Origin of the sequence: Moraxella haemolytica (assembly GCF_030177935.1) — a bacterium.
Lineage (GTDB): Bacteria > Pseudomonadota > Gammaproteobacteria > Pseudomonadales > Moraxellaceae > Moraxella > Moraxella haemolytica.
Genome location: NZ_CP089974.1, coordinates 166,657 through 183,550, shown reverse-complemented (window position 1 = coordinate 183,550; position 16,894 = coordinate 166,657). Strand labels below are relative to the sequence as shown.

Annotated in this window: 11 protein-coding genes; 3 read left to right on the top strand and 8 right to left on the bottom strand. The window is 43.9% G+C overall.

Features of this window, described 5'->3' with window-relative positions:
- Positions 1-45: 45 nt before the first annotated feature.
- The 4 genes from LU276_RS00740 to tauD form a co-directional block, all read right to left on the bottom strand.
- Entirely contained in the window at positions 46-3,030 is a 2,985-nt protein-coding gene (locus LU276_RS00740; protein ID WP_284673804.1) for an insulinase family protein, read from the bottom strand.
- 260 nt (positions 3,031-3,290) lie between these two features.
- Entirely contained in the window at positions 3,291-3,596 is a 306-nt protein-coding gene (locus LU276_RS00735) for a PepSY domain-containing protein (protein WP_284673803.1), read from the bottom strand.
- Positions 3,597-3,821: 225 nt separating this feature from the next.
- Positions 3,822-5,267, bottom strand: a complete 1,446-nt coding sequence (locus LU276_RS00730; protein WP_284673802.1) for an APC family permease — start codon at positions 5,265-5,267, stop codon at positions 3,822-3,824.
- A gap of 47 nt (positions 5,268-5,314) precedes the next feature.
- Positions 5,315-6,169 (bottom strand): taurine dioxygenase, encoded by an 855-nt coding sequence (gene tauD, locus LU276_RS00725; RefSeq protein ID WP_284673801.1) that lies wholly within the window; start codon positions 6,167-6,169, stop codon positions 5,315-5,317.
- 310 nt (positions 6,170-6,479) lie between these two features.
- Here tauD and LU276_RS00720 point away from each other — a divergent pair, with 310 nt between their 5' ends.
- Both LU276_RS00720 and LU276_RS00715 read left to right on the top strand, forming a co-directional pair.
- Positions 6,480-6,929, top strand: a complete 450-nt coding sequence (locus tag LU276_RS00720; RefSeq protein ID WP_284673800.1) for a universal stress protein — start codon at positions 6,480-6,482, stop codon at positions 6,927-6,929.
- Positions 6,930-7,061: 132 nt separating this feature from the next.
- Complete coding sequence (locus LU276_RS00715; RefSeq protein WP_284673799.1) at positions 7,062-8,063, top strand: adenosine kinase; 1,002 nt, start codon at positions 7,062-7,064, stop codon at positions 8,061-8,063.
- A 121-nt stretch (positions 8,064-8,184) separates the two neighbouring features.
- Here the strand turns inward: LU276_RS00715 and nfuA are convergent, their stop codons facing one another.
- A complete protein-coding gene (gene nfuA / locus LU276_RS00710) occupies positions 8,185-8,820 on the bottom strand; it encodes a Fe-S biogenesis protein NfuA (protein WP_284673798.1) in 636 nt (211 codons plus the stop codon).
- Positions 8,821-9,041: 221 nt separating this feature from the next.
- On the opposite strand from nfuA, the gene LU276_RS00705 reads away from it, so the two are divergent.
- Positions 9,042-10,043, top strand: a complete 1,002-nt coding sequence (locus LU276_RS00705) for a bifunctional nicotinamide-nucleotide adenylyltransferase/Nudix hydroxylase (RefSeq protein ID WP_284673797.1) — start codon at positions 9,042-9,044, stop codon at positions 10,041-10,043.
- 104 nt (positions 10,044-10,147) lie between these two features.
- On the opposite strand, the gene LU276_RS00700 is transcribed toward LU276_RS00705, so the two are convergent.
- The 3 genes from LU276_RS00700 to purL all read right to left on the bottom strand — a co-directional run bounded on the left by LU276_RS00700 (position 10,148) and on the right by purL (position 16,709).
- A complete protein-coding gene (locus LU276_RS00700) occupies positions 10,148-11,155 on the bottom strand; it encodes a hypothetical protein (protein ID WP_284673796.1) in 1,008 nt (335 codons plus the stop codon).
- Between the two features lie 139 nt (positions 11,156-11,294).
- Positions 11,295-12,551 (bottom strand): sodium/glutamate symporter, encoded by a 1,257-nt coding sequence (gene gltS, locus LU276_RS00695; protein WP_284673795.1) that lies wholly within the window; start codon positions 12,549-12,551, stop codon positions 11,295-11,297.
- 213 nt (positions 12,552-12,764) lie between these two features.
- The gene (gene purL / locus LU276_RS00690; RefSeq protein WP_284673794.1) at positions 12,765-16,709 is read right to left on the bottom strand and encodes a phosphoribosylformylglycinamidine synthase; all 3,945 of its coding nucleotides are present in this window, start codon (positions 16,707-16,709) and stop codon (positions 12,765-12,767) included.
- Between the last annotated feature and the right edge of the window lie 185 nt (positions 16,710-16,894).

Genomic DNA, 16,894 nt, shown 5'->3' with positions numbered 1-16,894 from the left:
CATAAAAAAGCCCTACTTGATAACAGGGCTTTTTTATGGTGTATTTTAAGAAAGTTTTTTGATAGAAAAACCAAGTTCGGTCATTTGCGATTCTTGCTCAAGCGGTGCAAGACTTGCTTTTGTGCATGGTTTATCTTTTAGATAAATGCGAGCCACTCGTTTTAAGTCATCGATACCGACTGATAAAATCTTAGCACGCAAGCTCTGCTGATAATCCTTATCTCTGCCGTGTAATATGGCAAAACAGGATTTGACCGCCTCGCCTGCTGGTGAACCTGGCTTATCCATACCTGCAATAATGCCCAAAATCGCCTCCTCTAGTTGCTCATTTTGATGCTCATTGTCAAGTAACCAGTCAATGCTATTGGTAAAATGCTCAAAAGTTGCTGCACAGTTTGGGTCTCTATAACTAAAGAACTTAAAGGCAGCGGCATTGCCATCAAAGGTCGCTCCACCGCCATACGCACCACCTTTCTCACGAATGGCAGTATGCAGATATCCATTACGCAAAAACAACGCCAACACCATAAGTGCGGCCGCATCAGGACCATCTGAAGTGGTGGCAGCATAGGCAGCGGCATTGTGGTAAACATTGGTTGAAATAAGCCAAGCAATGTCCTCATCATCACCCTGCTTAGCAATATCCGCCAGCTCATCAAAAATAATCGGTGCTAAAGTGGGCGTAGCATCCAATGGCTTGGTATGAAGCGTACTTACTATCTTGCCTTTTAAAACATCGGAAGCTTCAGCTTCACAGACCAAAATCACATCTTTAGGCAAGGCGGTGATGCGTGCGTGCAAGGCTGCCAATCGTGCTGATAAAATTGACCATTTTTCATCACCGCTTTCTGCTAAAAACGCCTTTAATACAGACAATGCAGGTAGCCCAGAGTAAGCATATTCAATCTTAGCAAGCTGACTCATGTTGCGACTGGCGGTTTGCATCGCATAGGCATGACCCGCTCCAGTCAAGCGAGATTGCCAACTGGTCTGTTTTTGTTGTAGTAATTCACGAATGCGATCTGATTCACCAAAAATCGTCTCATCGAGCACCTGACTGACCAAATCAATCGCCTCAAGTTTTCGGTTCAATGCTCGGGTTGCCACCACAAAATAACTACTCATCTTGTCTTTGTCTGCCACATCGGTACGCTGACTGATGCGTGCTGTTACGCCTGACGAATGGGCTGCTTGCACTGCCTGAAATGCTCTGGCATCATATTGAGTTGTACCCACTTCTGATAGCAAGGTTAGATAAATTGGCAATAATGGATCGCCCAAAATCTCATCAGCATACCCACCAAGCTCTGACACCACTTGATAATAATAAAGCCCATTCGTACCTGCATGATATTCATACAAAGTACGCATTTCACCATCTAAAGCAATGGGTTGCTTATTAGCATGAACAAATGCGATATCACTTGGCACATCTGATAAATCTACTTTTGGCAACAAATCAACATCATCCGCCATCGCTTGGCGAGCTTGTAAGTCCATCATGCGTTGGCGAATATCTGCCTTATCTTCATCAGTTAATGACCGATCAAGTGCATCTATTGTCGCCTGCTCTTTATCAATGAGTGCTTGCGCCTTATCCTTGTCAGGTGATAAAGTCAAACGCACTCGGTGAGGGTTGTCAATTAAGTGTTTTTGGATGAGTGATGGCACAAAACTTGGGTCTGTCGCCTGTTGTCTTAACCAGTTTAGATGCTCGTCAATCTGCCAAACATCTAAAGGATCGCCATCATGCACCACTGTGCTAAACGCCTCAAGCATGAGTGTTAGCCCATAAGGCATACTATCGCCACCAATGTGTCGTTGGTCCAGCTCTATTTGATGTAGCACCGTTTCGATTGTCTCAAGATTCACACCATCTGCGACCACCTGCTGTAGCAGACCTAAGATGCCCGCCTCCACATCATCAGCATAATCAACATCCGAACCACGCACCCCTGCATAAAACACCATCTCATAATGACTGTCATCCAATCCTAGCAGTGGGCTAGGAGCGGTTGCATGGGCATAACTTTCTAGGTAGGCACGCAGCGGCGAGCCTGAATGCTCAATAAGCACCCCTTCCATTAGACGCATTGCCAAGCGTTCTTTTGGATCTTTGATACTAGGAAGTAGCCAAGACAGCACATGATGGGTTTTTTGTCCGCCATTATCATCAGCGGTATAAGTATCAAAAACTCTTACTGGCTCATCTAGTCGCTGTTCAAGCACAGAAGCGAATTTTTTGCCAATCTTAGGGCGACTGACATCATCAAATCGCACCAGTACATTCTTTTGTAGATGCTCTTGGATTTGGACTGCCTCAATGTTACCAAAGCTCATCACAATGGCATTTGATGGGTGATAATGTGCCTGATGAAATTTTAACAAATCCTCATGGGTTAGCTTGATGATATGCTCTGGATCGCCACCTGAATTATAATGATAGGTAGTTGTTGGGAATAGATGCGGTGTCAAAGCGTAGTATAATTGATCAATCTCACCACTCATCGCTCCTTTCATCTCATTAAAAACAATGCCGTGGTACTCAGGCTTTCCGTCATCATTGATCTCAACACGAATACCCTCTTGGGCAAAATCCAGTTCATGAATATTTGGAAAAAAACACGCATCAGCATAGACGGACAATAGATTAAAAAAATCATTCTTGTTCTGTGTCGCAAAAGGGTAAACCGTCCAATCTGCCGCCGTCATCGCATTCATAAAAGTCTGCAATGAACGCTTAATCATGCTAAAAAACGGATCTCTGACAGGATATTTTTCACTACCGCATAAAACCACATGCTCCAAGATATGGGCTTCGCCACGAGAAGTCATTGGTTGGGTAGCAAAGCCAATCATCAAAGCATTTTCATCATTTTGACAAGCAAGATGAAAATGCACCAGCCCTGTCTCTTTATGGCGATAATGCTCAACATCAATATCTAAGGCTTCGATTTTTGTGGTGCCAAGCCATTCAAAGGCTGGGCTTGGGTGTTGTTTAGGGGTATTGTCGGATTTGGTGGTTATCATGATTAATTCCTTGCTTTTATTATCTTAAGTTGCTTAAAAAATTGGTTACCAATTTACTGGTGAAACGATAAAAATAGCAGTAAAAAGCCATAGTTTAGCATAATTTAACCCAAAAAATGAATGCTTGCATGGTCTTATTGATATACATTTAAACATTTCAATCTTTGAATCATGAATAAAAACGCAATTAAAAAATCGCAAGTCTAAAACCTGCGATTTTTTTTAATTAACTGCTTTTGGTATGACTGGTTGTGTCTAGGTTAGTCATCAAATTTACTTGAGATGACTTTGCCTGACTTAGCATCAACTTTGACATCATACTCACCTTGTGCAGTTATTATCTCTACATCAAAATGAGCACCGTACATTCTGTCATGGTCAAATTCAACTTGCTTAACAGCAGTGCCTTTAACATGAGCTTTGGCAATCTCGCCTGCTTTGGCGTGTGAGATATATTGAGCTTTATTTTGTTGATAGATGCGTCTGTCTTCATCAGCTGATGCAGTCGCAGTAAACGACATGGCAAATACTGATAATGCTAAGGTTGATATGATACGCTTCATCATCAAACTCTCCTTAAGACTAAGATTAACTTAAAAATTTATGCAGTTACAATAACAGCTTCACCCATCAAAGTCCATTATTTTTTCTTGTTATCTTGATTATATTAATAATTTGTTTTATTTATGCAATACTTCAAATACTTTTTTTACCCAATCTTGATAAATTCTCATAAAAAATTAACCCAATCTAAAAAATATCAAATGACACTCTGCATTGATTTTACTCCATCAATAAACCTGATCAAACAGCACCTGTCTTAACTCAGCATCACTTTTGCGATACAAATCAGCCCGCCTAACAACATAAAACAAAATACCAAGTAGCACCCATAGCACCAGCATATATCGTGATGGCAGGCTAAGAGCACCAGCTGAGTTCGGCAATAGCAACAATAATAAAAACCCTACCGAGATGACCATGCCTAAGATACCAATAATCCTTTGTGCATTGCTCTTTTGTTGAACGCTCATACCAAATACCGCCCCATCACGACCCAATTTATAAGCACAGGCACAAGTATAAAAAAAGGTAACAGCAATACCAACGCTGGTCATATCCACAATCCAAAGCAGTGCCGCACGACCAAACCAAGGACTAATCAGGCAGACTGCCATGACAACATAAAACGCATAAGATGGCGTGCCGTATATGGAGTGAAGTCGCCCAAGTGATGCAGGTAGCATCTGACTGCGACTTAAGGTCAAGATAACACGACTTGCCGCCACATAAAAACCATTCAAACCCGTCAAAACACCCATGCTAACCGACAAAACCATCAGCACCAAACCAAACCTACCCATCACCGATGAGATGGCATGACCTATCTCCCATGAACTACCAGCAAATGACGCCATCTGCCCACCTAAGGCGAATGCCGCCGACAAGATAACCGCCACATACAAAAAACTGGCACTGACAATACTGCCAACAAGCAGTCTCATGATTTTGTTTGCAGAAAAACGAAACTCGCCTGCCAGTTGTGGAATGCCATCAAAACCCACATACGCCCACGGTGCAAAAGCAACAATCGCCCCCACTGCCGACCAAAACCCCACACCATCAGGTGGTAGTAGCGGTAGTCGTTCTTGATGTGTAACATAATGGATACCAGTACCAAACAGCACAGTTGCCACCGCCAAAAGCATCAGCACGACCGCCAAGACCTGCACCCGTCCAGAGATAGCGGTATTTTTTATATTCAAGTAAGCAAATCCCACCAAAAACAGTGATGCCACCAAGACTTCAGGAGCATAGACGGTCCAACCTGAAATTTCATATAACGCACCTTGCATCATCATATCAGGAATAACAAGTCTTAATACCAAAGTAACCGCTGACGCATTCAGGGCGATGATACCCATATAGCCAAGCATGAGTGCCCATCCTGCAATAAAGCCATGCACTCTCCCAAAAGTCGCTAAAGCAAAAGCAATGCCACCGCCTGTTACAGGCAAAGACCTAGTGGCATAACCATAGTTGATGGCAATCACACCAACAAGCAGTGTCCCAATCACAAAGCCTGCAACAACCGCAATCAGTCCTGATGATAAAAGCCATTCGTAAGGCAGTACAAAAGCACCCCAACCAACCGCAGAGCCTACCGCCATGGCATAGACCCAACTGGCTTTAAATCCTTGATTTGATGTTTTATGAGATTGACCAGAACCACTCATCGCTTATCCTTAGTGCATTATCACAGATTTTTTAGCTGATAACATGGTTAGTTAATCACATAGTAAGGCTCATCGCCATTGATGGTAGCACGGTGCATGATACGATGGGCATCACCATAATCAAACAATGCCTTATGCTGTGTACAACGGTTATCCCAAATAGCAACATCGCCTTCTTGCCATTGCCAACGCAGATGAAACTCTTCTTTGACAGCGTGCTGTGTTAAAAAATCTAACAGCTCCTTACCCTCTTCTTCTGGCAAATCGTTAATCTTAGCGGTAAAACCCTCGCTCACAAACAAAATTGGCTTGCCTGTGTCAGGGTGGGTACGCACCACAGGATGTACCACCGGTGGGTTGTTATGATAAATCTCCTCTAAACGGACTTTTTCTGCTTCACTCACACCACCAAAACGCTCTTTTGGAAATGACAGGCGAATATCGTGTAGTGCGGTCAAGCCTTTGATTTTTTCTTGGATATCACCGCTTAGTGCTTCAAATGCTGCCGTTGCACTTGCCCATAGGGTATCACCACCTGATGGTGGGATTTTGACCGCTCTTAGTACACAGCCTAGTGGTGGCGTCTTACTAAAAGTAACATCAGTATGCCAAAGCTCATTGTCTTTTAGGTCGGTCTGATGGCTGTCTAGCACGATGACTTCAGGCACATTTGGCACAGTTGGAAAGACTGGATGAATATGTAAACTACCAAATGATTTGGCAAGATTGACTTGTGCGTCAGTTGTCAAATCCTGATTGCGAAAGAAAATTACCTGATGATCCAACAAAGCCTGCTTAATCTGAGCAAATGCTTCATCGGTTAGCTCGTTTAGATTCACGCCCTCAATGATGGCACCGATGGTTTGTTTGATAGGCTTGATGATTAGGGTCTGTGCTGTCATATGAAATCCTTGAAAATAACAACCAAAAAACTAACAAATCATGAAAAATATATAATCATAAGAAATGATTGACTCAATTATATTAGTGATAAATCATCAAAATTTAAAACACCAAAAAAGAATTAGTTAAGTAATTATCCGCATAAGTATGGCAAAATCATTCAAGTAGTCAAAAATTCATTTTTAATAGAATTTAGCTGACGGTGGTCAGGTTTTTTGTTATACTAAAATTGTACTAATAAGATAATCCTTTCATTAACGATAAATCATTCACCTTGAGCATCTGCTCATCAACCACAGGAGAGTCGTAATGTATCAACATGTTTTACTGGTAACGGATTTAAGAGATAATACAGACTTGGTTGCTACCAAGGCAAAATGGATTTTGGACGCATCGCCAAACGCCCAACTGTCTGTACTGCACATTGTCGAAGAGACCATGTTTGGCTTTGGCTATGAGCTGATACCGGCATCGGCACTGCACGAAGAGATTGATAATAAACGCTGTCAAGAAGCACGCATCCGCCTTGCCCAAGTGCTAGCCAGAAACAGCCTTCACGCCCATAATGTTAAAATAAAAACCGCCATCTCAGGACGCAAAGGCATCGTGGATTACTGTAAAAATAACGCCATTGACCTTGTGGTCATCGGTCGCCATAAACGCACAGGGCTATCGGCATGGTTGGCAGGAGCGACTGCTGATAGCATCTTACCTGATGTTGATAGCGACTTGCTTGTCGTACAGTTGGCCACTGAGTAAGTTTTTCATCTTTTATTCAGATTAAAGATGAAAAACTATCATGCACACAACCCCTTGATGATGAGTGCATTGGGCGTGATTGCCCTATTTTATTGACTGTCTTATCATTTTTACACTAAACTTAGGAACATCATGTTTGATATTGTTGCCATAGGTAATGCCCTAGTGGATACCGAATTTAAAATCAGTAACGAAACCCTAACCGCCACCACCTTAACTCGTGGCAATATGACACTTGCCGAATCAGACACCCAAAACACTCTATTTGCCACACTCGCTCAAGCAGGCGACCACCCTGTCAAACAAGCAGGCGGTGGATCGGCCGCCAACAGCATGGTGGCATTTGCCTCTTTAGGTGGTCGTGCATTTTATAACTGCCGAGTGGGTGGCGATGACATGGGCGATTTTTATTTATCCGACCTTGAGCAATCAGGCGTTACCACCGATGCCAGTGTTGCCATCGATACCAACGGCACAACAGGCTCGTGCGTGGTACTGGTTACACCAGATGGCGAACGCACCATGCAGACACATCTAGGCACAAGCAGTCAGATTAACAAGACAAATATCAATCCCAACGCCCTACAAGGGGCAAAGTGGCTTTACTTAGAAGGCTATCTTGCCATGTCGCCATCCATCACGGACGGTATCGCAAGCCTACGCCAGCAAGCAAAAGAGCAAGGTGTCAAAGTGGCCGTCAGTTTTGCCGACCCTGCAGTGGTCAAATTCGCCAAAGATGGGTTAGATGGCATGCTTTTAGGCGGTGTTGATGCCATCTTTTGCAACAGCGAAGAAGCCATACTCTACACAGGTGCAACCAGCCAAGAGACAGCCATTCAAGCTTTAGGCAAATTTGCCGATTTGGTAGTCATTACCAATGGCAACAAACCAACGCTCATCGCCCAATCTGGCAACATACTTAGCGTACCATCACTATCAATCGATAGCCCCATTGATACCAATGGTGCAGGCGATAACTATGCAGGAGCTTTCTTATACGCATTGACCAACGGTCATTCATTAGAACAATGTGGACAACTTGCCACCCATGTTGCAGGTCGCATCGTCATGCAGTTCGGTCCTCGCCTATCTACCCAAGAGTACCAGTCCATTAAAGCCCAGATTTTAGGCTGATGACAAATATCACCAAAAAAAAATGACAAACTTTTGATTTTAGATGGCTTTTGATGAATATAAAAATGGGAGTAAGTACTTACTCCCATTCATCACTCTAAAGCGTTTGAATGATTGTAAATTATTTATAATACGCATTATCCAAGATGCTATGGTCGGTATCATCCACCACTTGGGTTAGCTCTGGGATTGATTGCTTTAGTTGCACTTCTACGCCCTGACGCAAGGTAACATCCACCGCTGAACAGCCTTGGCAGCCACCACCGAATTTCAGCACCGCTGTCAAGCCTGCTTCATCTTCAATCAAATCTACCAACTCTACCATACCGCCATGACTGGCAAGGTTTGGGTTAATCTCTGATTGTAGGACATAATTGATGCGCTCCTCAACACTGGCATCAGCACCGACTTGCGGTACTTTTGAATTTGGTGCACGGAAAGTTAACTGCCCGCCAAAGCGGTCTTTATTATAATCAATGACTGCATCATGTAGGTAAGGAATGCTTGGTGCGTCAATATGGGCAATGAATGCCTCAAACAAAATCTGCAAATCCGATTCATCAACCTCATCAGGCTGGCAATAACTCATACAGCATTCCGCACGAGGCGTACCAGGATACTCTACAAAGATACGCACACCAATGCCTTCAACTTCTTGTTTAGCAAGTAGCTCGGCAAGATAACCTTGTGCCGATGGCGTGATGATGATATTGCTACTTAATGGGGTATCTTGGGTGTCTTCTTGAATATCGCTCATGACTGTTCTCTGTATTGATATAAAAATGAGTTGATTGAGAAACCTAAAAAAGCTTAGACAAGTTGTCAATAATGATAATCTTGACCAAATCAGTCGGTTTATTGCCATTTATATGGTAACATAAAAGGACTTTATCAAGGTGGCTTGATAAACTTTTTTCTCATTTTATGGATTTTTCTGCTATTATTGAGTGGTTTTATGGCTGACGATAGGTATAATATATGACTGACACGAATGACGAATTTGACCATTTGGTTTTTATTGGACGATTTCAACCCTTTCATCATGGGCATGAATTTGTCGTTAAAAAAGCATTGAGCAAAGCTCGGCAAGTCATCATGCTCATCGGCTCTGCCAACAGTCCACGCACCATCAAAAACCCCTTTACTTTTGAGGAGCGTACCCAGATGATACTCAGTGCATTCGATGATACTGACCGCAAAAGAATCCACTGCCTACCCATTGATGACACACTGTACAATGACCACAAATGGTTACAAAATATCCAGACTGCCATCGTGCACACCACAGAAGCGAACGCACGCATCGGCATCATCGGACACAATAAAGATGACAGTTCGTATTATTTATCGCTATTTCCAAATTGGGGAGCGATTGAACTTCCTAGCTTTGAGAATTTATCCGCCACACCACTTAGGAAGCTGTACTTCGCCGATGGTATCATTGATAAGCGTATGCCTGATGCCTCTTGGCAGTTTTTACAGGCATTTAAGCATACAACAAGCTATGTTAAGCTATATGATGAATACCACCATATTCAAGCATTTAAGAAACAATGGCAAAACACCCCATATCCACCCATCTTTACCACCGCTGATGCCCTAATCGTGCAATCAGGACACATTTTGCTCGTTGAGCGTGGAGGTGAATACGGCAATGGGCTATGGGCATTACCTGGGGGATTTTTGGACATTAACGAGCGTTTGATTGATTGTGTGTTGCGTGAACTATCTGAAGAAACTGGACTAAGTATTAACCACAACACCCTAAAATCTCGCCATACTTTTGATGCACCTGACCGCTCTTTACGAGGTCGCACGATTACCACAGTATTTCATTTTGAATTGACAGGCAATGACCTACCCACCGTCAAAGCAGGCGATGATGCCAAAGGCGTGTTTTGGCTGCCCATTCATGCTCTAGATGGCAAAAAAATGTTTGAAGATCACTATAGTATCATCACCAACATTTTAGGAATTTAACTCTCAAGTTTTAATACGATAAACTTTAATACGACAGTTATAATTAAAAAGACAGCCTAAACAGCTGTCTTTTTAATTATACACACCATTGGTTATCCAATCAGTTAAAATACCATCTCCACACGCCCAAACACACCGACACGATGGTCTTTATTTTCAGACTTATTATTATAATAGCTAACATCACCTTGTAAGAACAGCCATTTACGCCATACAGGCTGACGATAGCTGGCATAAGGACCATAGACATTTAGGCTGACTTTTTTATTTTCGATATGACCACCTGCATAAATGCCGTAGCTAAATTCACGCTGACCGTGCTTGGCTGACCAATGATGTTGCTGATAAAAACTATTTGCCCAGTTTAAATCCTCAACATCTTGATGGGTGTAATGCAAATGCGTACGGTTAATGAGAGTACGACTGTCTGATTGCGGTTGGCTAAATTCCAAAGTCGTCCGCCCATAGTGTTCGCTTTTTGAGCCATAGCGGTACATCTGCTCAAAATAGGCATTGACTCCTTGTGATAGCTCCCATCGCTTACCTGCACGCATTTTTAGATAAACATCATCAGAACGCACACCCAAATCAATGTCAGTCTCAATATTTTTGTTTTCTTGGAATTTTGACCATCTAATCCCAAGCGATGAGTTCTCTTGTCGGCTTTGGCGTCTGTCAAACCGCCGATTGGTGCGAGTGATTGCACGCCCATCATTATGCATACCACCTTTGGTATCGGTATCCAAATTATCATCACCAAAGACGACACTCAGCCGATTCTCTAGGGTAGGCAGTTTTAATTTGCCACGAACACGGGGTTTGATGGCTGTGCCATCATACTCATCCCAATGTATATCAGCCATCACTCTTAATGATGCATAGGCAGGATTACTTGGGTCGGTCTGCCCAAACCATCGGTCCAACTTATCAGCGGTCTTGTTTAGATAGTCTTTGGTATCGTAGCGTTTTTTATCCAGCCAAGTCGTCCGCATCTCATCTCTTGGCACAGATAACGCACCCATCTCATCGGACACCGTTTCTGGATTTTGGGCATAAACAACTCCTGCTAGCCCAGTCGTTACACACAGCGTGTATTTTAATAGATTCTTCATTTTGATGGATGCGTATTGGTCATTTTGCAAGGATTGTAGCACATTTGATTGAAAAAACAAGCACAAAAAACCCCGCATCATGCAGGGTTTTTTGGTTAATCATGTCATATGAATATGACACATGATACACATACATCAATTACATAAATGGCAGTTTAGTAAATATCTGCAATACGATGGCGTTTACAATATCCACAAAAAACGCTCCCACCATCGGCACAATCAAAAATGCCTTGTGTGATGGCAAATAGCGGTCAGTGATTGCTTGCATATTAGCAATGGCCGTCGGTGTTGCCCCAAGTCCAAAACCACAATGACCCGCTGCAAGTACCGCTGCATCATAATCACGACCCATGACATTAAAGGTAACAAAAATCGCATACAGTACCATAACCACTGTTTGAATCGCCAAAATGATAAAAATTGGCAAGCCCAGACCAGCAAGCTCCCAAAGTTTTAATGACAACAGTGCCATCGCCAAAAATAGCGACAAGGCAGCATTACCAAATACATCAATGGCACGGTCAAACATATCAAAATTAAATATAGTGGTCAAGACATTGCGAATCACCACACCGCCAAATAACGCCCAAACAAAGGTCGGTAACTCAAACCAAGTACCTTTTGCTATGCCTGTCATGATATCGGCAAATGCCAAACACGCCGCAAACAATGCCAAAGTTTCAACCGCAGAGATGGCGGTAATCAAGCGAGTGCTATCTGCTTTTTCAAACATCTCTTCAGAAGCATAGTCCTTCTCATTGATGTTTGGCTCGCCATCTAGCGATTTGCCATGAGCGGTGTTCGCCGTCACAGCCTGAGGTTTGATTCCTAATCGATTGATGAGGCGTTGTGCCACAGGTCCACCAATAATACCGCCTGACACCAGACCATAAGTCGCACACGCAATACCCAATGTGGTCGCTGCCGCCACGCCATAGGTTTGCTCAAGTGTCGCACCCCATGCACCTGCCGTGCCATGACCGCCCGTCAATGAGATAGAGCCTGCCACCAGACCCAACATTGGATCAATGCCAAGTAGCATCGCTGAGCCTACACCAACGGCGTTTTGAACAATAATGAATACTGATACCAAAGCAGACAACACAAGCAATGGTACACCACCTGCCTTTAAACGGCTAAAGTCAGCTGACAGTCCGATAGATGCAAAAAACATCAACATAAAGGCAGTCTGTAGCTCTTTTTGAAATATAAAAGAATAACCAAAAACTGCGTGTAGCGTATAGATAACAGCTGCCGCCACCAAGCCACCTGCCACAGGTTCAGGGATATTAAAATGCTCCAAGAATTTAATATTCTTAACCAGCACCTTGCCAAGTAGCAAGACCAGCGTGGCTAAAATCAAGGTATAATAGCCATTTAATACAATTTCCATAACAACTCCAAAAACAAAAATCTCAAAAAAGGCACGCATAACATATCCATCTTCAAAGATATGGTTGCTACTTTCCAATACAATTGCCTTTTTAAACGGCGTGTATTGTAACAAGTTTACTCTGCGATTGCAAAATCTTACCCAACCCCATGTAGCACCATAAAACAAAAAAACGAACATATCAAGATGTTCGTTTTTAAGATAGCTCAAAGACTAACGAAGGAATGCACGAGCATTACGGAACAGACGCATCCACGCACCATCATTCTTCCATTCATCAGGCTTCCAAGAGTGATTCACCGCACGCAGTGTACGCTCTGGGTGTGGCATCATTAAAGTAACACGCCCATCAGTACTACATACACCTGTAATGCCCTGCGGCGAGCCGTTTGGATTAAGTGGATAATGCTCAGTCGGACAGCCTTGTGAATCCACATAGCGTAGTGCAATCTGACCATGACGGATAAGCTCATTCATCGACCTATCGTTCATCTGTGCATAGCCCTCACCATGTGCCACTGCTACCGGCAAGATACTGCCTTGCATGCCTTTTAGTAGGACAGACTTGGTGCGTTCTACTCTTACATTGACCGTGCGTGCTTCAAAGCGTGCTGATTGGTTAAGGGTAAAGCGTGGAAAATGCTCTGCACCAACCATCAACTCTTTTAATTGACTCATCATCTGACAGCCATTGCACACACCTAGAGCGAAAGTCTCTGGGCGATGGAAAAATCTAGCAAACTGCATACGAAGCTCATCATGGAATAAGACAGAATTCGCCCAACCAGAGCCTGCACCCAACACATCACCATAACTAAAACCACCGCACGCCACCAAACCCTCAAAATCCCTTAGGTTAATGCGTCCGCTCATCAAGTCGCTCATGTGCACATCCACCGCATCAAAGCCTGCACGCACAAAGCCTGCTGCCATCTCTAGATGACCATTCACACCTTGCTCACGCAAAATAGCAACCTTAGGCTGACTGGTGCGACTATTCACATAAGGAGCTTCCACCGCCAAATCCAACTCAAAATTCGCATCAGCGATCAAACCATGATGGTTGGCATCAGCAATCAAGGCAAATTCTTGGTCAGCACAAGCAGGATTATCACGCATGGAAGCGATGGCATGACTTACCTTACTCCATTCTTGTTGCAACTCGCTACGAGTGAAAGTCAATGACAGCGTTGAGGTGATGATATCAAGCGTATCTTGGTTTGCCCCACCGATTGGTGTTGCAAAAGTATGACCAATCACACTGAGTAAATCTGCCACCTGATGCGTCTTTGCCAGCTCAATCAGTCGCCCTTCATCTTGTGGTAGCACTTGAATGACCACGCCCAACTCTTCAGCGAACAGCTGCCCTAATAGATGATTATCCTCAAGCTCTAATAAAATTTTTAGACGGCTTGCGAACTGCATCTCAGCAACCGTTGCAATCATACCACCATCACTGATGTCATGATACGCACAAATCACGCCTGCTTCATTCGCCGCTTGGATAAACGCAAAGAAATTGGCCAGAGTGGACGGATTTTCTACATCAGGACAATCATCGCCAAGCTGACTTAATGTCTGGGCAAAGATGGATGCACCCAAACGCAGTTTTCCGCCTGATAAATCCAAACGATACAAGCTAGCGTCCGCATTCGCAAGCTCAGGCGTCATGGTCTTGGCGACATCTTGAACAGGGGCGAAAGCTGTGATAATAAGACTCATGGGTGAGCTGACACTCTTTTCTATGCCATCATCACTCCAGCCTGCTTTCATGGATAGGCTGTCTTTACCGACAGGGATGGTAATACCTAAGGCAGGGCAAAGCTCTTCGCCGATGGCGTGTACAGCATCAAACAAGGCTGCATCTTCTTTGTCATCGCCACACGCTGCCATCCAGTTGGCAGATAGCGCAACCTCTGACACTTTATTGATGCGTGCTGATGCAATGTTGGTCAATGCTTCGCCCACCGCCAGACGAGCTGATGCTTTTGGGCTAATGAGTGCCACAGGCGTGCGTTCGCCCATCGCCATCGCTTCGCCTGTATCAGCCAGCAGTCCTGACATTGTTACCGCACAGTCTGCCACAGGCACCTGATAGCGACCGACATACTGATCTTGGGTTACCATACCTGTGATGGAACGATCGCCAATACTAATAAGAAACGACTTGCTAGCGACCGTTGGATGGCGTAGTACATCTTTGATGCTTTCACGAACATCAACACCTGATACATCTAGTGGGCAAAGCTCGCTATGCGTGCGGTTAAAACTGCGTTTCATGCGTGGCGTACCACCCAATAACACCTGCATTGGCATATCCACAGGTTGCTCTGGCAACAGACTGTCATCAACTTTTAGTTCACGCACGGCTGTTGCTGTACCCAAGATGGCATAAGGACAGCGTTCTCTAGCACAAATTTCATCAAAAAGTTTCTCACTCTTTGGCGAGATGGCAAGCACATAGCGTTCTTGAGCTTCATTTGACCAAATTGCCATCGGCGACATGCCTTGTTCAAGCGATGGTACTTTTCTTAAGTTTAAGTGAGCACCCAGTTCATGATCATCGACCAATTCTGGCATGGCATTGGATAATCCGCCGGCACCCACATCATGGATAGAAATGATAGGGTTGTTATCCTCGCCATCTTTTGCCATCGCCCAACACGCATCAATCACTTCTTGACAACGACGCTCCATCTCGGCATTATCTCGTTGCACCGATGCAAAATCTAGCCCTTCATCAAGCTTGCCACTATCTACAGAACTGGCTGCACCACCACCCAGACCGATCTGCATGGCAGGTCCGCCAAGTACAATAAGCAAATCGCCCTCAGTAATGGCGTTTTTTTGCACTAAGTTGCGTTTAATATTACCATAGCCCCCTGCTATCATAATGGGCTTATGATAGCCACGCATCTGGCTGCCGTCCTGCTTGGCAGAAGTATCTAATTGAAAGCTACGAAAATAGCCGTTTAAATTCGGACGACCAAACTCATTGGCGAAGGCGGCACTGCCCAACGGACCATCAATCATGATGTCAAGAGCACTTGCCATGCGTTCAGGTTTACCGTAGTCTTTGGTAGAAACTTGACCTAAGACCTCCCATTTTTCAGGCATATTCGGCAGGTGCAGATGCGATACACTAAAACCCGCCAGCCCTGCCTTGGGCTTACCGCCACGACCTGTTGCACCCTCATCACGAATCTCACCGCCCGCCCCTGTTGATGCTCCTGAAAATGGTGCGATGGCGGTTGGGTGGTTGTGTGTTTCAACCTTCATTAAGATGTCAATTTGTTCGTCATGAAAGCCATACTGCGACTCGCCTGACGCATTTTTTTTGGGGTAAAAACGAGATGTCGCAAAGCCTGACATCACCGCTGCATTGTCCTTATAGGCAGACAAAATGCCATCAGCGTTTTTCTCGTGCGTATTTTTAATCATCTTGAATAATGATTTTGGTTGCACCTCACCATCAATCGTCCATTCGGCATTAAAAATCTTATGACGGCAATGCTCCGAGTTCGCCTGAGCAAACATCATGAGTTCTACATCGGTCGGGTTGCGTCCCAACTGCGTAAAATTATCCACCAAATAATCAATGTCTTCTTCAGACAAGGCAAAACCAAATTCAATATTTGCACGCACCAAAGCATCGCGACCATCTTGCATGATGTTTACATACTCTAGGCGGGCAGGCTCACCATCAACAAACAAAGCCTTAACATCATCTAGCTCATACACCAAACTTTGGGTCATGCGGTCATGTAGGATATTTTCGGCAGTGGCGGGCAATTTAGCAGGTAGATTGTCACCTGATAAAGTAAAAACCACCACTCGCTCAAGACGATTAACCTTAATGCCACAATTATTGAAAATATCAGTTGCCTTTGATGCCCATGGGCTAATCGTCCCAAAGCGTGGCGATACCACCACTTGCATCTGACCCTTTTGGGCAGTCTTTAGAGCAACTTCATCGCCCTGATTAAGCAAATTGATGACCTTTTTATGGTCATCGCCATCAACGATATCATCAAAAACATAAACCTGCTGACTGTCTACCGCACTAATCTTTAGTCCTGCTTTCTCCTTAAGCTGTGTCGCCAATTTCTTGGCTTGAAAATCCGTTAAAAAACGATGTCCTGCGATGGTACTAATCATGAACAATGCCCTTGTCAAATGATGAAAAATAAATACTGCCATTATAACAGATAATCCAAGATATAACAGATGATCACTGATTTTTTATTAGGCAATCAAGGCAAATTGCCCATAAAAATCGCACAAAATTTCAACGCATTCTAAAAATCCATAATCACATTAAACCAGTAATTTAAATTGAGCCA